The following is a 21,709-nucleotide window of genomic DNA, read 5'->3' on the forward strand; positions in this document are numbered from 1 at the left end:
GTTTATTTTTTCCTGGGATTATTAAATTTTTTTCCTTTTGCAACATTGCGTAAAAGGAAGATGATTTTTTTAGACGAAAATATTATGATAAAAGAATGAATGGAGGAGAATGAAAATGAATATAGAAACACCGGCACTTTTATTAAATGTAGCACAGTTAGAGCGAAATATCGAAAGTATTATCCGTTTTTCAAAGGAAAATGGTGTCCAATATCGTCCACATATTAAAACACATAAAAGTGTTGAGATAGCTAAATTACAGATAAGGTACGGCGCAATTGGTATCACCGTCGCTAAAGTTGGTGAAGCAGAAGTGATGGCAGAAGGTGGAATAGATAATATTTTAATTGCTTATCCAATTGCGAATGAAACGAAAATAGACCGTATCAAACAATTACGAACAAAGGCACATATTATCGTTGCAGTTGATTCTGTAGAACAAGCAAATTTACTTGCTACCCAGTTTTCAAAAGAAGATCCTCTACATGTTTGGATAAAAGTGAATAGTGGGTTAAATCGTGTTGGGGTGGAGCCGAATGAAGAAGTTGTGACCTTAGCGAAATCGATAAAAGAATCGGGTAGTTTATATTTGGATGGTATTTTTACACATGCTGGGCAAGCGTATGGAGCTGGATCAGTGGAAGAGGTAGAGGAAATTGGTCGAAAGGAAGCTGAAACAGTGCTTGAAAGTGTGCGATTATGCGAAGAGGTAGGCATCACGATTCGTCACCGAAGTATTGGTTCGACACCGACATATCGAATTGCTGGAGCAGTAGAAGGGATTACGGAAATACGTCCGGGGAATGCTGTCTTTTTAGATATGGTCCAAGTAGGTTTAGGAGTGGCGACAAAGGAACAATGTGCGTTAACAGTAAAGACGAGTGTTGTCTCCGTGAAAAAGGATAGAGTAGTTTTAGATGCTGGGAGTAAGACACTTGCTTTAGATAGGGGAGCACATGGGAATGATAGCATCCAAGGACATGGGTATATAAAAGAATATCCATCCCTTGTAATAGAACGGTTATCGGAAGAACATGCTGTTGTACCGTTACCTAAAGAAATGGATATTTCATTGAATGATGTATGGACGATTATTCCCAATCATTCATGTGTCGTTGCGAATTTATTTGATACGTATACATTGCATCGGGATGGCACTCTTATTGGTACATGGCCAGTGGATGCTAGAGGAAAACTTACTTAGAGGAGGCGTTATTTGTCTCCTCTTCCTGTATAATGGAAACGAATAGATGATACCAAATTGCGATGTCAGATTGTTCTACTTCGCCGAAACTTTTTGGTAGCGTGCTAGAGAATAACGGTAATTCAATGGTTTGGGTAGTCGTTTCATCAAGGGTAATCGTTAAAGTTGCTTCTTTTACACGATATTGTGCATTGACTTCTTTATGTTCCGTTTTCCCTGCTATATTTTTTTCCTTCGTTAGTAAAGCTTCTTTTGATGGGATGTTCCTTGTTACCGTTCTGATGGGTGTGCCATCAATATTCCAAACAACTTGATAAATAGTATGATATGGTAGTTCTTTATATTGTAGCTTTTTTCTTTGGAAAACAGTGTACCAAATCATTTTTTGCTCTTCATCATGAATGATATCAAAATGAGGGCCACTATATAAGTTCGTTACATGTATATCTTTATAGTTGATAAAGCGTTCTAATGCTTCGGATTTTTGCAGTGTATAACGCTTTTCATTTAATTTTATTATTAATATGACAATGAAAAATATAATCGCTATGGACATAGAAATGGTAAATAACATCATATGGTTAACTCCTTTTCTTTAGTTTTGCCAAGTTTTCCACCAATATATACTGAAAATTATAATAATATGTATAGTGTATCATGATATTATAAAAGTTAGTGAAAAAAACCTTTAATATAGCGAAAATATGCCGATAAATAGAATAGGATAAAGTTAAATGAAACGGGAGTAGGTATGTATGAACAACAAAGAAATTAAATTAATCATCATTGATCAGGATTCTCTTTTTTGGGAAGGGTTTCGCTACCTATTAGATATGAAGCATACAATTCATGTTGAAAAGGTAACAGATGATAAAACGGTTTTCTTCCCATTATTGGAACAACCTTCTGAGAAAATTGTATTGATCAGTGGTCAGTTTTTACAGCAATATAAGCGAGAATTTAATAAAATCCTTCAGTTACCTCATCTAAAAGGGATGATTATTTCTGATCGGTCCGAGAACTATTTGTCTGACGCGTTAGATGTCGGAGCAATAGGTTATTCATTAAAAGACATGAGTTATGAAGGATTTATTGAAGCAATTCGTTCTGTTTCAAATGGGTTATATTGGTTTCATCCGCATGTTACAGGTCCTATTTTGAAAGAGTATGTACGTGTCATGCCAAAAATAGAAACGAGAGAGAAAAAAATGATAGCACATCATTTTACTAGGCGTGAATTAGATGTATTAAACTTGCTAGCAAAAGGTTATAATAATAAAATGATAGCTAGAGAGCTTGAGGTAACGAATTTTACCGTAAGTAGTCATATACGTAGTATTTTAAAGAAGTGTAATGTACATGATCGCACGGCTGCAGTTGTAAAAGCATTTGAAAATGGTTGGGTGAAAATAGACCCAAAAATAAAAAAAGAAGTGGAAATATTAGATGAAGAATAAACATATTTTTCGTTGGTTACTTCCATTAGGATGGATGGGATGTATTTTTTACTTGTCCCATCAACCGGGAAGTGAATCTAGTGAACTTAGTTCAAATATAGTTATCGTCATATTATCCGTTATCGGAAATATTGTACCGTTTGACATAGATGTGAGCATTTTTCATATGATGATTCGAAAAAGTGCTCACTTTTTTGCGTATTTTATTTTAGGGATGTTATTTTATTGGGCATTAAGAGGAAAGAAGATTAGATGGCTCTATGCGCTTTTCCTTTCTTTTCTGTATGCCGTATCAGATGAAATACACCAATTATTTATCCCTGGTCGAAGTGGAGAATTTAGAGATGTATTAATAGATAGTTGTGGAGCATTGGTAGGGATAGTATGTATCTTATGTTTATCACGACTTTTTCGCAAAAAAGATGATACAATATAAAATGGATAGGCGACATGTCAGGAGGTAGGATTGTGCGAAAAAAATGGTTGATGAGTTTGCTCGTTGTAATAAGTATGCTCATTTTAGCAGCTTGTCAAAACGATGCTAATGAAGAAGTTGAAAAGAAAGAAACAGAACAGCAGCAAGAAATAGGAAACAATGAAGAAAAGGAAGTTGCAAAAGTCGATGATAGTATTAAACCTGTTGTTACGATGACGATGGAAAATGGTGGAGAAGTAAAGATAGAATTATATCCATCCATTGCACCGAATACGGTAAATAACTTTATTTCTTTAGTAGAAGATGGATTTTATGATGGGTTAATTTTTCACCGTGTTATTCCAGGATTCATGGTTCAAGGTGGAGACCCTGAAGGGAATGGAATGGGTGGTCCAGGATACTACATACCAGGAGAATTTGAAAATAATGGATTTGAAAATAATCTAGCACATACTCGTGGGGTATTATCGATGGCAAGATCGGAAGACCCGAACTCGGCTGGTTCACAATTTTTCATTATGACAGATGATGCAGAACATTTAGATGGCGAGTATGCAGCATTTGGTGAAGTGGTCGAAGGGATGGATGTCGTCGATGAAATTGTGAGTGTAGAGAGAGACGCGGGAGATAAACCGGTAGAAGACCAAGTGATTAAATCAATGAAGGTTGATCTAAAGGGATATGAGCCTGCAGAAGTAGAAAAACAATAATATAATAGAGGTATAAGTTAGCGAGGAGCGATGTGTTCGTTCTGTCGCTTTTTTTATGCTAAAATTTAAATAGATAAAGGAGTGGAGACAATGATTCATGAAATTACATTAATGGAAGCGTACTTAATAGAAGCGTTAAAAAGTAGTGGTGCATCTCATGCAGAAATTATTTCCTATGTTCGACAGAAAGAAGCGGATCAGATGCAGCGCGTGGCAAAGTCTGATTCTGATTTCACTTTATTATATGAGTTAGAAGGCAAGTTAGAAGATATTTTACACGATGGGTATCGAGTAAAGTTTTTAACGTTTCCAGGTTTACAACGTTTATTATTGTTACAAGTGGAAAAGGAAGCAGATCTTGATTACACATTGAATGGTTTTACAGTAGAAGGACTATCATTAACGACAGAAGAAGCAAAAAAGGTAGAAACATTTTTATCTAAAAATTGGACATTAACACAAACAGGACAAACATATACGATTCAGCCGACACGATAGATAGAAAAAATTATTATGTACAATGTAAAAAAAATGTTGACAGAATTGTGAATCTACTTTACGATAAATATGTAATGAAAGCGCTACAATTTTTTGGAATAGTGCTTTCATTTTTTATAACTATAAAATGAATGATATTCATTCATTGTTAGTAAAAAAGCTTTTTCTTTTTTCAGTATAATGAATGACGTTCATTCAACAAAATGGAGGGATCATATGGGTACAGGTTATATTTATGATGAAAGTTATTTTTGGCACGATAATGGAAGTGGGACTATATATTTAACATCTGGAGGATACTTAGAAAAAGATGTATTTGTGGAAGATCCTTTAACTAAAAGAAGAATTAATAATTTACTACATAGATGTGGTTTAATGAAAGAGTTAGATCAAATTGAACCACGTATGGCAAGTAGAGAGGAAATTGAATATTTTCATGCAAGCGAATATATCGACAAAGTAAAACATTTAAGTGAGAACAATGGCGGCGATGCAGGGGATCATGCAATTGTAGGAAGAGGCTCATATGATATAGCTCGATTATCTGTTGGGGGTGCAATCACTGCGGTAGATGCAGTGATGAAGGGCAATGTTAAAAATGTATACGCTCTCACAAGACCACCTGGGTACCATGCAGAAAGAGATTTTGGTATTGGATTTTGCATATTTAATAATGTTGTTATTGCAGCAAGACATGCACAGAAGACATATGGATTGAAGAAAATTTTAGTATTAGATTGGGATGTGCATCATGGCAATGGGACAGAGCAGGCGTTTTATCATGATCCAGATGTTGTATTTATCTCCATTCATCAAGATTTAAGTTTTCCTAATAATACTGGTTATAAAGAAGATGTTGGTGCGGAGGATGGAGAAGGATATAATGTGAACATCCCTTTACCCCCAGGAACAGGTGATCAAGGGTATATCCATGCGTTCAAAGAAATTATTGTGCCAATTGCAAAAGAATTTGAACCAGAATTGATATTAATTTCTGCCGGACAAGATCCTGGCATGTTTGATCCGTTAGGCAGAATGATGATGACTGCAGATGGCTTTGGTAAAATAGCAGAAATTATGATGGGATTAGCAGAGGAATTATGTGATGGAAAAATTGTATTTTGTCATGAAGGTGGGTATAGCAACGGTTATGTGCCATTTTGTACGCTAAGAATTATAGAAACATTATCAGGGATCCAAACTGATGTTGTAGATCCATTTGCAGAAGGTTCACAAGGATACCCAGATAAGTTGTATGGAAATCAAAAAGATGCGATTAATAATATTATAAATGTTCAACAAAAATATTGGACAACTTTAAAGGAGATTGACTAAAGGGGGCAAAATATGATGGCTAAGAATACCAGGGAAATTGAACAGGTTAGTTATGAGTTTATTCCAGAAAAAGATAGAAAAGGTGATCCAAAGGAATTGTTTTTTACATGGTTTGCAGCAAGTACTGTTTCGACTACAGTTGTTACAGGTGCGTTAACTATTATCCTTGGTTTAAATTTTTGGTGGGCGGCTCTTGCTATTATTTTAGGTCACTTCATAGGAGCGACTTTTATGGCATTGCACTCTGCTCAAGGACCAAAATTAGGTTTACCTCAATTAATTCAAAGTAGAGCACAGTTTGGTTATTTTGGGGTGATCATTCCAATGGTCATTGTATTAACTATGTATTTTGGATATGGATCCATGAACACAATCTTAGTAGGTCAAGGAATCAAAGAAACTTTAGGTTTTAATGTAAATATTATCATTGTTCTTAGTTTAATTCCCATGGTGATATTAGCCATTTATGGCCAACATTTAATTCAAAAATCTATGCGTATCTATACTTTCTTTTATGTAGCTCTTTTTATCGTTTTAACCGGTTTATTATTTATATATATCGATATCGATATGTTGCATGAAGGGTCTTTTCACATAGGTGGTTTTATCGCATCTGTTTCCATTTGCATTACGTGGCAAGTTACTTACAATCCTTATGTCTCGGACCATTCTAGGTTTATGCATCCGAAAGATGTAAAAAAAACATTTTTCTACACGTATTTGGGAAGTTTTCTTAGTTCAACATGGTTAATGTTATTAGGTGCCGCGATTGCAACAACCGCTTTAAATGGGAATATTATGGGTGCGATTAAAGAAATGGGCATGATTGGGTATGTCATCGTTATATTATTATCTTTAGGTGTATTAGTTATTAATTCCTTAAACATTTATGGGGCTGGCATTATTGTATTGTCTATTGCTTCAATGTTTTGGGATTTTAAAACATCTGGTCGCTTACGTGTTATCGTGTATTCTGTAATAGGAATAACACTAGCAATTTCCTCGACATTTGGTGCAACTAATTTTATGGTTTATTTTCAAATATATCTTGAGTTTGTCTTGTTTTTTATTATACCGTGGAGTGTCATAAACCTCGTAGATTTTTATTTATTGAAAAGAAATAATTTTATGAGTGAGCAATATTTAACGAAACATAGTAAGTTCGGAAAAATAAATCGAAAAGGTGTATTCGTTTATTTTATAGTAATCATGTTGCAAATCCCTTTTGTCAATACAGAATTATATCAAGGAATTATTTCATTAAAAATGAATGGATTAGATATTGCGTGGATGGTTGGCGTTTTATGTGCAGCATTGTTTTATATAGGTGTCATGTGGTTGACAAAAAGATATCTATCTTATGAAGATATTAAGATTAAATAAGTACGTGCTCTTATGTGATGAAAGATGGTTTTCTCTATTAAAAAGTAAAATTAGTTAGTAGTGCAACATCATTTCACTACAAAATGAAACAAGTCTTGGACAAAACTGAATGAAGCAAAATAAGGAATGCTGTTAATGAAATGTGTTACTGGATTTTGTTACAACACAATGAATTTATCAGGTCTATCCGTAGAATTATACTGTTTTTATTTTTAATCTGTCTACTTGAAGGGGAGCATATCATTTTAGAGGTGTTCTTTATGTTGAAATAACATGCGATTAACCAATTAGTATTGCTTGTAGATTTTGAAATGATGATACCTAAAAACAAGTTTTCATCCACAAATTTAGTAATTACAAAAGAAGAAACAAAAAATGGTCCTGTATCCCCTTTATGGGACACAGGATCATTTTTTAAGAATGAAGACGGACTATTTTATGATTCTGTAAAGGTTCCATTTTGGTTAATATGTTTAACCGATTTATGACATTTACGACAAACAGGTAAAAACTTTTCATTTCCCCCGATTTCGATTTGAGCTCCTTCATACACGGGAAATCCTTCATGGTCAAATCGTAAGTTCATCGTCGCCTTTTTATGACAGAACCAACATTCCGTTTTTAATTCTTTTATATTATCCGCATATATTAATAAATTTTTTGATCCTTCAAATAGATTATTGAACGAATCATTTTTTAAACCGTAGCACATGACTGTTACATCGTGATCATCAACTAATTCTGTTAATTGTAACACTTGTTCCTTCTTTAAAAATTGTGCCTCATCAATAAGTAAAGAGTGTGGCTTTTCATCTAAGTTCAGAATGAAATCCTTAATATTTGTTGTATCATTGAAAGTATAAGCTGTCCGTTCAAAGCCTGTTCGACTCCAAATTTTCCCGGTTTCAAAACGATCATCTAAATGGGAAGTTAATGTTACAACCCCTTTGCCTTGCACCTCATAATTATAAGAAACTTTTATAATCTCCATACTTTTACCCGCTGCCATCGTTGAATAATGAAAAAATAATTTAGCCATCATTGCCCTCCGAACTTTCATAAAATCATCTTTTCTAGTATAGCAAATTTCAAAAGATATATTTAGTATTTCAATTTTTTAGGACCTGTATCAAATTTATATTATATGAGCCTATTCAATTTTTCTGGAGGAAGGCTGATTTTACCGTCCTTGAAATCGCGAAAATCCCAATCTCAGGGACGCTGGGTCGTTCTACCGTCCTTGAAATCGAAAAAATCCAAATCTCAAGGACGCTGGGTCGCTCTACCGTCCTCGAAATCGTGAAAATTGCAAACTCAAGGACGCAAGGCTACCCCACCGCCCAAAATACGCGAAAAATGGAATCTCCTCTATCATCATCGAAACATTTTAGGCGAAGTATAGGTTGGTAGGATGGATGTATAAAGGAGTTTTTCGATACGATTGCTTCGTTGTCACTTTATATTTATTACATATCCTTTTTACAATTACTTCATTCTATTTTTACTTTAAATCCATATTTCATTTGTATGATTAATCATAAAGGAGGTTGTTGCATTGAAGCGAAAAGAGCGAACGGAAATTTTAATTAAATCAGATCGAAATGTAGCGAAACGTATTGCTGAAACATTAGAAGCGAAATATTCCTTTACTACATTAGTCGAACCACAGTATGGATTGACGATGTTAAAAATGCGAGAATCTGCACAAAATAGTTTGTTTTATCTAGGCGAAGTACTCGTTACAGAATGCAAAGTAATGTTAGAAAACAATATCGGTGTTGGGGTCGTTATTGGAACAGAAATGGAGTTCGCGAAATATTTGGCAATGATTGATGCAGCATTTGAAGCGGAAGTAACCGAAGTCTCATCTATTAAACAGACATTACAAAAAGAAAAACAAAATATCGAAACAGAAATGCTCAAGAAACAAACAGCTTTATTAAAAACAAAGGTAAACTTTGAGACGATGGAAGTTTAATATAGAGAACGATGGAGGAAGCAATAATGAAACTAAATGATGTACATGGTACACAAAAAGCGTATCGAAAAATATTGCAATCGATGGCACGTCCTGGGGAGCATTTTATATTGCCATTTGAAACGAACAATATGATGGCATATGTCCCCTGTTTGGAAGGGACGAAAGCCGTGTTATATACATTGTTAGATAGCAGTGTCACTTTTCACATACCTACAGAAAATCAGCAAATGATTGACCTTATATCCACGTATACTTTAGCTCGTCATGAAACGATAGAAGAGGCTGACTTTATTATTTGTCCAAAAGGAACGACAGAGGAGCAGCTCGTTCGTTGTATGGAAAACTGTTCTATCGGTACATTGACAGATCCACACTTATCAACAACTTTTATTATCGAACAATCCATGAATGAAGAAATTCCGTCTTTACCCATTACAGGTCCAGGGGTAAAAGAGGTAAACAAGATGAAATTACATGTATCTGAAGACGTATTAGCCGTTCGTGAAGCACGTTTACAAGAATTCCCACTTGGCTTTGATATGATTTTTGTTCAAGAAGATGGAAGCATATTTTCCCTTCCAAGAACAAGTCATGTAGGAAGGAAGGTGACACATTAATGGCATATGTTGCTGTGAAAGGCGGAACAGAAGCGATTGAAGCTTCTTTACACCAACTACAAGTAGAGAAGTTAAGTTCCGAACATATGATGGAAGTCGAAACGATTATGGCAACGATGCAACCTCTCGTAGATCAAGTAATGTCAGAGAGTAGTTTATACAATCGATATTTAGCTGCATTAGCGATTAAACAAGCGGGAGGTAGCATGGAAGAAGCTGTATTTTTATTGCGTGCACATCGGTCCACTATGCCAAGACTTTATACGAGCATGATTGTGGAAACGGAAAATATGTTTGTCGAACGAAGAATATCCGCTAGTTTTAAAGATATTATTGGAGGGCAAGTACTTGGAGCGACACCTGATTATGCACATCGATTAATCGATTTTTCGTTAGCAAATGATTCGATCGAAACGAATCGAGAAAAAATAGCACAATTTGCAGCAAGCATTGAAAAAGCGGAAGAAATAGATGAAATCGTTCATTTTCCGAAAGTAGTTGAAACATTACGAGCGGAAGGATTATTTCCAAAGTATGAAAAAAATAATGAAGATCCGCACGATATAACAAAAGAAACGGTTACATTTCCAATTGATCGAAGTGCTCGATTACAAATGTTGACACGCGGTATGACGAGTGCGGTAACCGCGCTAGGGTATGCCTCATTGCGTGGCTATGGGGCAGTTCATCCAACAGTTGGAGAGTTGCGATATGGTCAAGTGCCGATTCATATCCAAACGAAACAAGGCGAATCAGATGAAGATGCTCATTATATTGGAGAAATTCCAATCACAGAAGTCGAGTCATTCGTGCCGATTTCGATAGAGGGTGAAGATGGGGAAGAAGATTTGGAGTTTGAAATTGGATATGGTGCTTGTTTTGGGAGAAATGAGACGAAAACGATCGCAATGAGTATATTGGATCAATGTTTAGAACATCCGGACAGACCATTTCCAACACATGATGAGGAGTTTGTTTTGCTTCACATTGATGCAGTGGAATCAACAGGATTTATTTCGCATTTAAAATTACCACATTATGTGACATTTCAATCGAAATTAGATGCAGTAAGAAATGTAAAAAAGGAGCGTTCTACAAATGATGCATGAGGAAAACTTTGCGTATTTTGATGAAGGAGCAAAAAAGGAAATTCGTCGAGCGACCTTAAAGGCTGTCGCCATTCCGGGATATCAAGTGCCATTTGCATCAAGAGAAGTTCCGATTGGTCGTGGATGGGGAACAGGCGGGCTGCAATTAACATTATCGCTCATTGGTAAGGGGGATGTTTTAAAAGTAATTGACCAAGGTGCGGATGAATCGGTGAATGCCGTTAGTATTAAAAAATTCGTGCAAAAAACGACAAATGTAAGTTGTACAGAAGAAACGAGTGAAGCAACGCTCATTCAATCAAGGCACCGAATTCCAGAAACGCCATTAACGAAAGAGCAAATTATCGTTTTACAAGTACCTAAACCAGAACCATTACGAGATATTGAAAAAAGTGAACGGAAAACAAAGGCATTGCATGCGGAAGAAGAATATAGTGGTGCATGGTTAAAATTATTTGAACAAATTATGATGCATGGCAGTATGACGACAGATGCCGACCACCCAGTATTAGTAAATGGCCGGTATGTGATGGCACCAAGTCCGATTCCACGTTTTGATAATGAAAAAATGAATCAATCTGAAGCATTAATTTTACTTGGTGCAGGACGGGAAAAGAAAATTTATGCGGTGCCTCCATATACAGAAGTGGAATCATTGGCATTTGATGATTATACGTTTCGTGTGGAAGATTTTTCCGGTAAAAGTTGTCATCTTTGTGGCAGTACAAATACGTTTTTAGATGAATTAATAGAAGAAGAAACGAAAAAGCCATATTACCAATGTAATGATACGAGTTATTGTATTAGCTTATTGAATGAGCAGGAGCAAATCGACACGATCGCTGAGAAAAAGAAGGTGTTGAAACATGTTTGAAGAACCGTTACTGCAAGTAAGAAATCTGTCGAAAATATACGGACCAACTTGCCCGAAATGTCGAACTTCAGAAAAAGAGGCTTTGATTAAAAATTACTGTGCATCTTGTCGAACCGTTCATGCGTGTAGGGATATTTCTTTTGATCTGTTTGAAGGAGAAATCTTAGGTATCGTCGGTGAAAGTGGTAGTGGGAAATCAACGTTAATGCAATGTCTATATTTTGATCAAGAAGCAACAACTGGTGAAATGATTTTACATCATCCTGAAGGAAGGGATGAAAATTTATTATTAGCTTCCGCAAGAAAGAAACGGTTTATCCGAAATCATAAGTTTGGCATGGTATATCAAAATCCAATGTATGGATTGAAAATGGATTATTCAGCAATTAGTAATGTTGCCGAAAAAATGATTGCAGCTGGGAACCGCAATGTAAAAGAGATGGAAGCAAAAGGCAATGAGCTATTACAAAAGGTAAATATCCCATCTTTTCGAGCGAAAGATGCTCCGAAGCAATTTTCAGGTGGGATGCAGCAACGTGTTCAAATTGCAAAAGCATTATCCAATCATCCACCGATCTTATTTTTAGATGAAATTACGACAGGGCTTGATCTTTCTGTCCAAGCAAATGTACTTGATTTAATGAAGGATATTCAAGTGGAATTCGGTGTTAGTATGATTGTAGTTTCACACGATTTAGCAGTTATTCGCATGTTGGCGGACCGGACACTCGTCATGCTTGATGGAAAAGTGATTGAAGAAGGTTTAACAGATCAAATTTTAGAAGATCCACAACATGCGTATACGCAACAATTAGTATATTCCTTAATTTAACTTTGGAGGAGGTTTTTCCTATGTATGTCATCCATAACGGTTTAATCGTTACAGAGGAAGAAATTTTAGAAAATCATGCACTCGTCATTGATGGAAAATATATTCGCGCAATTGTACCGAATGAAGAAGTAAAGAATTGGCCGAATGCAGAGCAGATAGATGCAAATGGTGCTTATATTACACCAGGGTTTATCGACATACATTCAGATTATATTGAAACTATTTCTGCACCGAGACCGACAAGTTTAATTGATTTGAATATTAGTTTAAAAGAAACGGAGAAAATTTTAATTAACAATGGCATTACGACGATGTTCCATTCTTTATCGCTTTATAAAACAGATATTATCTCCAAAAATATGATGCGAACGAAAGAAAATGTACAACGATTAATTAATTTAATTCATGAAACGAGTGATGATTTACATTTAATTCGTCATCGATTACATGCGCGTTTTGAAATCGATAATACAGAAGGTGTAGAGTTGTTGCTGGAAAATATTGAACAAAATAAAGTACATCTTATTTCATTCATGGACCATACACCAGGGCAAGGACAATACCGAAATTTACAATATTACTATGACACGATTCAAGGGTATCGCTCGGTCTCAAATAATGAAATACAAACGATGATCGCAGAAAAACAACGTGCGGAAATCATTACACCTGAACAAATCAAACATATAACATCATGCGCATTGGAAAAAAATATTGCTGTTGCATCACATGACGATGATCATATGGAAAAATTGCATTTAGTACAATCGTTTGGCACGACGATTAGTGAATTTCCAATTACTTTAGACGTTGCGAAAGAAGCAAAACGATTAGGATTACACACAGTGGTTGGGGCACCGAATGTGTTATTAGGAAAGTCACACTCAGGTAATTTGTCAGCTGTAGAAGCGATTGAAAATGATTGTGCAGATATATTATGTAGTGACTATTATCCATCTGCTTTATTACATGCTGTTTTTCAATTACATAAACAGTACGGATATGATTTACGTGAAATGATTAATAAGGTGACAATCAATCCTGCGCGTGCCGTAAAGATGGAGGATGAAATAGGGTCCATTCAAGTAGGAAAGAAAGCTGATTTATTAATTGTTGAAGAAATGGATCATGGGTACCCAATGTTAACGAAAACGATGGTCGATGGGATGTTTATAACGGAGACAAATTATCGTATATAACGTAAAGAGGAGTGTCCAAATGATGATATTACGTGTGGAGGGATTTAAGAAACATTTTTTTATCCACCATTTAAATAAAAAAATTGCTGCCGTAAATGAAGTGGATTTTACAGTAGAAAAAGGTGAATTTATCGGTATTGTTGGTAAAAGTGGAAGTGGAAAATCAACCATATTAAAAAGTATTTATCGATCCTATTTACCTGATGAAGGTGTGATTGTGTATGATTCCGACTTTTTTGGGGCAATCGATTTATGCCAAGCGACAGAAAGAGAAATGGTGTATTTGCGTAAACATGAGATCGGCTATGTATCACAATTTTTAAACGTGATGCCACGAATTACTGCCCGTCAGTTAGTAGAAAATGCGCTACTAGAAATAGGTGTCGATAAAGTGACAGCCAAAAGACGTGCTGCAGAAGCTTTACATCATTTTGACTTAAATGAGTCTTTATGGGATACCTATCCGAATACTTTTTCCGGTGGAGAAAAATTACGACTAAACATTGCAATTGCAACCGTAAAAAAGCCGCGTTTACTTTTATTAGATGAACCGACAGCAAGTTTAGATGATCATTCAAAAATAAAGGTGCGGGAAATGATCCAAAAGTTAAAAGAAGATGACACGACATTGATTGGTATTTTTCATGACTTACAATTTATGGATGGTCTATGTGACAAAGTGTATACGATGGAAGTGAAAGAAAAGGTGAGCGTAGAGTAATCGAGGAAAACAGTGGGAGGAGTATTCATATCTTGGGATGGTATGAATCGAAATAATGCAATGTCATGTGATTGGTAAATGGAAAGATAGACATTATAGCATGTAAAGGACGGAATAACATGATGGATTTACACTTGCATAGTAACTATTCGGATGGCTCTGAATCGATGGAAGAAGTTGTCAAGCGAGCAAAACAAGCTGGTTTAACAACCATTAGTTTTGTTGATCATGACCGACAAACAAATGTAGCGGAAGCAAGGCGGTTAAGCGAGTTATATGAGATACAAATCATTTCAGGGATTGAAATTTCTGCGTATGATTTTGTGCGAAATCGTAAAGTTCATATTTTAGGCTATGGTTATAAGAATGATGCACAACATATTGCAGCTTTATGTGACACGGTGTTACATCGAAGACAAGCACATTCTTTAGCACAATTAGAAAAAATCATCGCTGCTGGGTATGACATACAGACGAAAACGGTGGAAAAATACGCAAAACAAAGTGGGGTTATATATAAACAACATATGATGCATGCCTTAACAGATGCACCATTTCAATCGGAGCAATATCAATCATTATATCGTTCCATTTTTAAAGGAAACGGGATTGCGGCAGGAGATATCACGTATGTTTGTGCAGTGGACGCAGTGGAAGCCATTGTGAAAGATGGTGGAATCGCAGTGCTTGCACATCCAGGACAACTGGACTCCTTTGAACTCGTTCCAACACTTGTATCTCACGGTTTGCGTGGCATTGAAAGAAATCATTTCGACCATACTTCTGCACATATGGAACAAGTGGAGGAACTTGCTCGTACATATCATTTATTCATGACTGGTGGATCCGACTATCACGGGATATATGGAAAAGAAGTGACCCTTGGTAAATGGGTTAGTCCATCATCAATCGAAAAAGCACTCGTATAAATATACGATTTATATAAAAGACACACATAACTTATAAGGTGGGATGTGTATCGAGAGAGCGCCTAGATGATGTACATGTAAATATATAGAAGATAAATATAATAGGGAGATGTAATGATATGTTAAAAAAGGTAAGTTTACTAACTACTATATTATTGTTATCTGCTTTTTTAGTTGCATGTGGGAATGCTGTAGATGGAGAAAATGGCCATTCATCTAGTGAAGATGTCATTGAAATCGTCTGGTATCCAAATGAGTCAGGAGAAGATATGAAAACCTCTCGTGATGAAATTGGAGCATTAATTGAAGATACGACTGGAAAAAAGGTAGAACATCATTTAACGACAGATTATGCGATTGCAATTGAAACACTTGTAAACAATAATGCAGCACTTGCATTTATGGGCCCAGTTGGATATATCGAAGCAAGAGAAGGGAACGAAGCAGTTGAACCAATAGTCGTCCCATCAGGTCCTTCAGGAACATTAGAGGATGCGATTTATTATAGTTGGTTAGGTGTAAACATCGATGAACAAGATGATTTCAAGGAGAATGGTGAGTTCTCATTAGATACCATTGCCGGAAAGAAAATGTCATTCGTTTCCAACAGTTCAACATCAGGTTTCGTCGTACCTTCTTCAACGATTGTTGATTACTTTTCAGAGCAAGAGGAATATAAGGATCTAACTGCAGAAAGTTTAATGGAAGGTGGACCATTTTTTGACCAAGTTTTATTTGGAAATTCACACCAAGGATCTGCCGTAAACTTATTACAAAATAAAGTAGATGTTGCAGCGTTTTGTGATACTTGTGTGGAAAGTTATGTAGACATTGTCGAAGGAGAACCAAATGAAGTTGGTACGGTGTACAAAGTAAAAGATAATGCAGCGGAACCTTTTAATACGGTACAAGGGGAAGAGTTTATTTTAATGAATTCAACACCAGTATTAAACTCACCATTTGTAGCAAATACCGAGGTATTAGAGGAAGAAGATTTTAAAAAAATACAAGATTTGTTTACGTCGGATGAAGTAGCAAACAACGAGAAAATTTTCGTCCCAGAAGATGCAGAGGAATCGGCATTATTTTACAAATCAGCGGATGAAAGATTCATTGTAGTAGATGATGAATGGTTCAATCCGATTCGCGAATTATCTAATTAATGCGTCATAGTTCATGAAGATAAGTGTAATCAAATGAATATCTTTCTATGGGATATACTGTCAATTTTGTTTTTCTCCTCATACCTGAAGTGTATCCCATTTTTTTAAAAGAAGTATAAAAAGGAGATGGAATGATGGCCTTATTAGAAATGGAGAATGTGAGTAAATCGTATCACGCAAAAGCAAAAGTATTAGAAAATATAAATCTTCAAGTTGAAAAAGGAAAACTAATTTCTGTCATCGGACCTTCAGGAGCAGGGAAATCAACACTATTACGCACGATTAATCGAATGGTTCAGATTGATGGTGGCAAGATTATTTTTGACGGAGTAGATACGACACATTATCGCAAACAATCTTTACGAAAAATGCGTCGTGATATCGGCATGGTTTTCCAACATTATAACTTAGTTCCAAGATTAACGGTCATTGAAAATGTGCTACACGGACGTCTAGGATACAAAACTACATTACAAGGTTTATTAAATCGATTTACAGAAGAAGAAAAGCATCAAGCATTTTCTCTATTAGATACATTAGGCATTGTGGAACATGCATATAAACGCTGTGATCAATTAAGTGGTGGGCAGCAACAACGCGTAGGAATTGCGCGGGCATTGATTCAAAATCCAAAGCTTATTTTATGCGATGAACCAATTGCATCTCTAGATCCAAATGCATCTGAAGTAATTATGAATTATTTAAAAAGAATAACAGAGGAATACGATATTACTTGTATCGTAAATTTACACCAAGTAGAGGTTGCAAAACAATATGCTGATCGAATTATCGGATTAAATAAAGGAACTATCGTCTTTGATGGTGTGCCTTTACAATTAACGGAAGAACAAATTAATCGTATTTATGGAATTAAAACGCGAGAATTAGTAACAGTATAAGGAGATATTCTTGTGAATAAAAAAACATATCAACGTGATAAATGGAAATCCGTATTATTCTTTATCGCTATCATCGCGATTACGATAGGTTCTGTCATTATTACACAATTCGATATGCTCAACGGTATGCAAAGTTTTCCAGCCGCATTTATGTGGATGACTTCTAATTTACTCGTATCAAGTGAGGCATTAGAGAAGTTACCAAATATACTTGACAAGTTGCTCGAAACAGTTTTTATGTCGATTGCGGCTTCGACAACAGCAGCCGTTGTAGCCTTATTTTTAGGAGTGATGGGGTCACGTGCAACTTCGCCTAATAATATTTTCAGTACTATTGCACGAGTGATTGCCTCATTTTCAAGGAATATTCCAATCGTAGCTTGGGCATTAATTTTGCTTTTGTCATTTGGGCAAAATTCTTTAACCGGTTATTTAGCGCTTTTTATTGGTTCAGTAGGATTTTTAACACGAGCATTTATTGAATCCATCGATGAAATTGACCATAAAAGTATGGAAGCATTACGCGCGACAGGGGCAACGTATTTTCATCTCATCGGAAAATCTGTTCTCCCACAAGGCAAACCACAAATGATTAGTTGGGTATTGTTTATGATAGAAACGAATATTAGAAGTGCGACATTAGTCGGCATTTTAACAGGTACAGGCATAGGATATACGTTTGATTTATATTATAAGCAGATGGATTACGGAACAGTTGCATTAATTACGTGGACGATTGTAATAACGGTGATCATCATTGAATTAATGTCAAACTATATTCGAAAGGTGATTATGTAAATGGACTATTCACTTGATTATTATATGAAGAAAACGAAAACAGGTAAAATTCGTTTAAAATCTGGCGATAAATCCGAAAAAACGATGCAGATTACTTTGTTCATTTTAACGATATTAACTTTTGTCTCTATTTTATTTTTTGACCTTACAGGTTTTGAATTTAAAACGGCAATCGTAGAGACAATGCATAATCTAAAAGCGATGTTTCTGATGCCTGCATTGAGCCACTTTACGTTTGTGGAAGGTTTATTTCAGGTGACACAAACGATAGGTCTGGCCGTTTTATCGACGATTATTGGTGCGCTTATTGCTTTTTTCTTATCTTTGCTTGCTGCAACAAATATTTCTAAACCATTTGTTTCAAAAATTGTTCGTGTAATGGTTGCGTTTATTCGTGCGGTTCCAACTGTTTTATGGGTGTTAATTTTTGCTATTTCAGCTGGATTAGGGAGTGAGGCAGCAGTACTCGGCATGATGTTTCATTCTATTGCATATTTAGTGAAAGCATATTCAGAAGCGATTGAAGAAATAGATGCTGGAATTATTGAATCATTGCGTGCTTCAGGTGCGAATTATTGGCATATCGTCAAACACGGCATTCTTCCTTCCATATCTACATACTTATTATCGTGGACATTTCTTCGATTTGAAATAAACTTCGGGGTCGCAGTAGCCATGGGGGCTGCAGCAGGTGCAGGTGGTATTGGGTTTGAGCTATTTATGGCTTCCGGTTTTTACTATGATTTACGTGAAGTAGGTTTTATTACGTATATGATTTTAGTGATCGCAATCTTGTTAGAGATGTATTCATCTAAATTAAAAGGTAAATACTTACAAGCTTCTTCTTAATATAGAAGAGGCTTTTTTTGTGGCACGGAACAGGTAGTGGAACGAAATCATTTCAAGGGGAAACTATTCCTTCATCCCTTCACTGTTATTACATAGTTTTTTTCGATAACTTGATGGTATAATAATCATATAGTCAATATGATTTGTCATGGGAGGAACTATGGAATGAGAAAAGCACTATTTATATTATGTATTGCGATTGTTTTAGTGGCTTGTCAAACGAAAGACAATAGCCCGACAAACAATGAACCAAAAGAAGAAACAAATAATGAGGTGAATAATGAGGAACAAAACGCATTAGAAAATGATACAGAGACAGAAATTGAAAAAGTGGAAACGAATGAGGAGGATAATGAAGCAGAAGAAAATGTAGAAAATGAAAACGATACAGAAAATAATGCGTCTAACGAAGCGACAAATGAAGCAAATGATGATACGGAAGAAGAATTGATCGCTTTAGGGGAGAAAATATTCCAAGCACAATTTGATGAAGATATTGATTTTTTAACTTCCATTTTATCTAGTGGTACGAAAATAAAAGATAACACTTTTTCATTTGAAAATGTTACATACCCACATGAACAAGATTTTTTTACAGAAGAAACCGCATCTGATATCGAGTTTCGTTATACACATGAAAATGATGAAACATCTTACATTGTTGGATTTGCTGCTCAGGACGAAGTAAATGAGTACAGTTTCGTAATTGATTTTGAATTTATTCAAGAAGACGGAAAATGGAAAATGAATGACATGGACATAAATAAATAAAGAAAGAAGTGCTTCGCATCATGGAAAAAGATATGCGAAGTATTTTTATGCATTTGAAAACCCCTGACTATGCCGGGGTTCCCGATAGCATTTAGCGTGGGTGTAGTTGCAAGAATAACGGTCGAAGTTGCAAGAATGTAGGTTGAAGTTGCAAGAATACAGGTAGAAGTTGCAAGAATACTGTGCGAAGTTGCAAGAGTCCAGGCCGAAGTTGCAAGAATATCGGGTAAAGTTGCAAGAATATCGGTCGAAGTTGCAAGAATATCGGGTAAAGTTGCAAGAATATCGGGTAAAGTTGCAAGAATGTAGGTTGAAGTTGCAAGAATACAGGCCGAAGTTGCAAGAATGCAAATTGAAGTTTAAAGATGGCGAGGTGCTTTTGGAATAACAGTCAAATCTATAGATAAAAGCATCTAGTTTAAACGCTTCCATGTATAGTATAATGAAGAATAGTTTATCGATTAATTTATTGAAAGCAACATGACAAGTGAAACTGGTGTAAACAGAAACATCGAACATAATAAGAGAGGTGGATGAAGTAGTGGTAAATGAAATAAAACATGCGATTCAGGATGAGTATGCAGATGATTTTTCTTGGTGTTACGGCTGTGGTAGGTTAAATGAAACAGGGTTACATTTACGAACAGGATGGGATGGAGATAAAACGGTGACGATATATCACCCACGTGATGAGCATAAAGCGATTCCGGGATTTATTTATGGAGGTTTGCTCGCATCATTAGTCGATTGTCATGGCACAGGTTCGGCAGCGATTTTTCTTCACCGGAAAAATGGTCATGAACCTGGTGATGGGGTGGAGGCACCAAGATTTGTCACCGCATCATTACATGTAGATTATTTAAAACCAACCCCAGCGAATACGGTATTGAAAGCAGTTGGTACAGTGGAGGAAATTCATCCAAAAAAATATAAAGTGACAACAAAAGTTTATGCAAACGATACCGTTGTAGTAACTGGTGAGGTTGTTGCAGCATTAATGCCAAAAACATTTTTGGCGAACTAGTAAATTTGAATTTTATTGGATCATTTTATCTAAAAAATTGCATTTTTCCTAAGAGAAAATGCAATTTTTCATGCTTTTAATAGGACAAAAAGAACGTTTTGTACCTTTGCAGAAAAAAGGTTCCTCTTTTATGATAAAAGTGCACCGAACAATATGGCTTCTATCACTAAATAAAAAGCGGGGAGGGATCAAAAAAGTATTTGCATTACAATGAACATAATGGGAAAAGTTCTACATCATAATCATGTAGGAAAATATTGGGGATTCAATATGGAGTGAATGACTTAGATGTTTGTGTATAGGCACAAGCATCTCTTTTTTTTGTTGAAATGCTTATGATACAATAAGGATAGATTATAAGGTAGGAGCGTATGCTTATGGTTGTGAAAGCGAAGATAGAAAGCCCAAAAACATATCCCATTATTGTTCCGACACAATTAGGGAACTTACAAACATTAAATTATTACCTCGTTCGTCAGGAAGAGGAGTTAATATTAATTGATGCAGGAGCAGGAAATGATGCTTGTTGGGATGCATTGATCGACACTTTACATGCAAATGATTATACATTACAAGATTTAACGGCGATCATTTTGACCCATAATCATGCAGACCATATAGGGATAGTGAATCGGATTCGTAAAGAAATGGATGTACCACTATATGCACATGAAGATGGTATCATTCGTTTAAAACGTGATACAGAATTTTTAAAAAAACGAATTGCATTTTTTACGGAGTTGTATCAGGAAATGGGTTGCTTAACAGAAGCGGAACCATTAATTGAACGTATGGTCCAATCAATTCATAAAAATGCTTATCAAAAAATTAATGGTCCTATTATTCCTCTAAAAGAAGGCGATACTATTTTTGGCTTAGAGGTTGTATATGTGCCAGGTCATGCACCTGACCATATATTT

At 35.6% G+C, this 21,709-nt stretch carries 25 protein-coding genes; 23 read left to right on the forward strand and 2 right to left on the reverse strand.

What is annotated here, in order from left to right:
• The first annotated feature begins 115 nt into the window (after positions 1-115).
• Positions 116-1,204 (forward strand): alanine racemase, encoded by a 1,089-nt coding sequence (locus tag WKT09_RS10510; protein WP_340415982.1) that lies wholly within the window; start codon positions 116-118, stop codon positions 1,202-1,204.
• Here the strand turns inward: WKT09_RS10510 and WKT09_RS10515 are convergent.
• Complete coding sequence (locus WKT09_RS10515) at positions 1,197-1,781, reverse strand: hypothetical protein (RefSeq protein WP_340415983.1); 585 nt, start codon at positions 1,779-1,781, stop codon at positions 1,197-1,199. The genes WKT09_RS10510 and WKT09_RS10515 overlap by 8 nt on opposite strands.
• Positions 1,782-1,959: 178 nt before the next feature.
• Between WKT09_RS10515 and WKT09_RS10520 the strand changes: the two genes are divergently transcribed.
• The 6 genes from WKT09_RS10520 to WKT09_RS10545 all read left to right on the forward strand — a co-directional run bounded on the left by WKT09_RS10520 (position 1,960) and on the right by WKT09_RS10545 (position 7,023).
• Complete coding sequence (locus tag WKT09_RS10520; protein WP_340415984.1) at positions 1,960-2,661, forward strand: response regulator transcription factor; 702 nt, start codon at positions 1,960-1,962, stop codon at positions 2,659-2,661.
• Positions 2,651-3,097 carry a VanZ family protein gene (locus WKT09_RS10525; protein WP_340415985.1) on the forward strand — a complete coding sequence of 149 codons (447 nt, stop codon included), beginning with the start codon at positions 2,651-2,653 and terminating at the stop codon, positions 3,095-3,097. Before WKT09_RS10520 ends, WKT09_RS10525 begins: the two co-directional genes overlap by 11 nt.
• A gap of 14 nt (positions 3,098-3,111) precedes the next feature.
• Positions 3,112-3,807, forward strand: a complete 696-nt coding sequence (locus WKT09_RS10530; RefSeq protein WP_340415986.1) for a peptidylprolyl isomerase — start codon at positions 3,112-3,114, stop codon at positions 3,805-3,807.
• Between the two features lie 90 nt (positions 3,808-3,897).
• Positions 3,898-4,305 (forward strand): hypothetical protein, encoded by a 408-nt coding sequence (locus WKT09_RS10535; RefSeq protein WP_340415987.1) that lies wholly within the window; start codon positions 3,898-3,900, stop codon positions 4,303-4,305.
• Between the two features lie 216 nt (positions 4,306-4,521).
• Positions 4,522-5,640 carry a class II histone deacetylase gene (locus WKT09_RS10540; RefSeq protein WP_340415988.1) on the forward strand — a complete coding sequence of 373 codons (1,119 nt, stop codon included), beginning with the start codon at positions 4,522-4,524 and terminating at the stop codon, positions 5,638-5,640.
• Between the two features lie 15 nt (positions 5,641-5,655).
• Positions 5,656-7,023: a purine-cytosine permease family protein gene (locus WKT09_RS10545; RefSeq protein ID WP_340415989.1), complete on the forward strand. Its 1,368-nt coding sequence runs from the start codon at positions 5,656-5,658 to the stop codon at positions 7,021-7,023.
• 436 nt (positions 7,024-7,459) lie between these two features.
• Here the strand turns inward: WKT09_RS10545 and WKT09_RS10550 are convergent, their stop codons facing one another.
• Positions 7,460-8,062 carry a thymidine kinase gene (locus tag WKT09_RS10550; RefSeq protein ID WP_340415990.1) on the reverse strand — a complete coding sequence of 201 codons (603 nt, stop codon included), beginning with the start codon at positions 8,060-8,062 and terminating at the stop codon, positions 7,460-7,462.
• Between the two features lie 516 nt (positions 8,063-8,578).
• Here WKT09_RS10550 and phnG point away from each other — a divergent pair.
• The 16 genes from phnG to WKT09_RS10630 form a co-directional block, all read left to right on the forward strand.
• The gene (gene phnG, locus WKT09_RS10555) at positions 8,579-9,001 is read left to right on the forward strand and encodes a phosphonate C-P lyase system protein PhnG (RefSeq protein WP_340415991.1); all 423 of its coding nucleotides are present in this window, start codon (positions 8,579-8,581) and stop codon (positions 8,999-9,001) included.
• Positions 9,002-9,027: 26 nt separating this feature from the next.
• Complete coding sequence (phnH, locus tag WKT09_RS10560) at positions 9,028-9,621, forward strand: phosphonate C-P lyase system protein PhnH (protein ID WP_340415992.1); 594 nt, start codon at positions 9,028-9,030, stop codon at positions 9,619-9,621.
• Entirely contained in the window at positions 9,621-10,730 is a 1,110-nt protein-coding gene (locus tag WKT09_RS10565) for a carbon-phosphorus lyase complex subunit PhnI (RefSeq protein ID WP_340415993.1), read from the forward strand. The genes phnH and WKT09_RS10565 overlap by 1 nt, the downstream gene beginning before the upstream one ends.
• The gene (locus WKT09_RS10570; protein ID WP_340415994.1) at positions 10,720-11,604 is read left to right on the forward strand and encodes an alpha-D-ribose 1-methylphosphonate 5-phosphate C-P-lyase PhnJ; all 885 of its coding nucleotides are present in this window, start codon (positions 10,720-10,722) and stop codon (positions 11,602-11,604) included. Before WKT09_RS10565 ends, WKT09_RS10570 begins: the two co-directional genes overlap by 11 nt.
• Complete coding sequence (locus WKT09_RS10575) at positions 11,597-12,436, forward strand: ATP-binding cassette domain-containing protein (protein WP_340415995.1); 840 nt, start codon at positions 11,597-11,599, stop codon at positions 12,434-12,436. Before WKT09_RS10570 ends, WKT09_RS10575 begins: the two co-directional genes overlap by 8 nt.
• Positions 12,437-12,456: 20 nt before the next feature.
• Positions 12,457-13,635 (forward strand): phosphonate metabolism protein PhnM, encoded by a 1,179-nt coding sequence (gene phnM, locus WKT09_RS10580; protein ID WP_340415996.1) that lies wholly within the window; start codon positions 12,457-12,459, stop codon positions 13,633-13,635.
• A 19-nt stretch (positions 13,636-13,654) separates the two neighbouring features.
• Positions 13,655-14,356, forward strand: coding sequence for a phosphonate C-P lyase system protein PhnL (locus tag WKT09_RS10585; RefSeq protein ID WP_340415997.1), 702 nt, complete (start codon positions 13,655-13,657; stop codon positions 14,354-14,356).
• 119 nt (positions 14,357-14,475) lie between these two features.
• On the forward strand, positions 14,476-15,285 hold the full coding sequence (locus tag WKT09_RS10590; RefSeq protein WP_340415998.1) for a PHP domain-containing protein: 810 nt from the start codon (positions 14,476-14,478) through the stop codon (positions 15,283-15,285).
• A 119-nt stretch (positions 15,286-15,404) separates the two neighbouring features.
• Positions 15,405-16,448, forward strand: coding sequence for a PhnD/SsuA/transferrin family substrate-binding protein (locus tag WKT09_RS10595; RefSeq protein WP_340415999.1), 1,044 nt, complete (start codon positions 15,405-15,407; stop codon positions 16,446-16,448).
• Positions 16,449-16,582: 134 nt separating this feature from the next.
• Entirely contained in the window at positions 16,583-17,347 is a 765-nt protein-coding gene (phnC, locus tag WKT09_RS10600) for a phosphonate ABC transporter ATP-binding protein (protein ID WP_340416000.1), read from the forward strand.
• 12 nt (positions 17,348-17,359) lie between these two features.
• Positions 17,360-18,145, forward strand: a complete 786-nt coding sequence (phnE, locus tag WKT09_RS10605; RefSeq protein WP_340416001.1) for a phosphonate ABC transporter, permease protein PhnE — start codon at positions 17,360-17,362, stop codon at positions 18,143-18,145.
• Entirely contained in the window at positions 18,146-18,994 is an 849-nt protein-coding gene (locus WKT09_RS10610; RefSeq protein WP_340416002.1) for an ABC transporter permease subunit, read from the forward strand.
• Between the two features lie 165 nt (positions 18,995-19,159).
• The gene (locus WKT09_RS10615) at positions 19,160-19,765 is read left to right on the forward strand and encodes a hypothetical protein (protein ID WP_340416003.1); all 606 of its coding nucleotides are present in this window, start codon (positions 19,160-19,162) and stop codon (positions 19,763-19,765) included.
• Positions 19,766-19,934: 169 nt separating this feature from the next.
• Complete coding sequence (locus tag WKT09_RS10620; protein WP_340416004.1) at positions 19,935-20,153, forward strand: hypothetical protein; 219 nt, start codon at positions 19,935-19,937, stop codon at positions 20,151-20,153.
• Between the two features lie 153 nt (positions 20,154-20,306).
• Positions 20,307-20,789, forward strand: coding sequence for a PaaI family thioesterase (locus WKT09_RS10625; RefSeq protein ID WP_445324024.1), 483 nt, complete (start codon positions 20,307-20,309; stop codon positions 20,787-20,789).
• 377 nt (positions 20,790-21,166) lie between these two features.
• A partial coding sequence (locus WKT09_RS10630; protein ID WP_340416006.1) for an MBL fold metallo-hydrolase occupies positions 21,167-21,709 on the forward strand: 543 nt, incomplete at its 3' end.

It is taken from the genome of Pseudogracilibacillus sp. ICA-222130 (assembly GCF_037892545.1).
Classification (GTDB): domain Bacteria; phylum Bacillota; class Bacilli; order Bacillales; family Amphibacillaceae; genus Pseudogracilibacillus.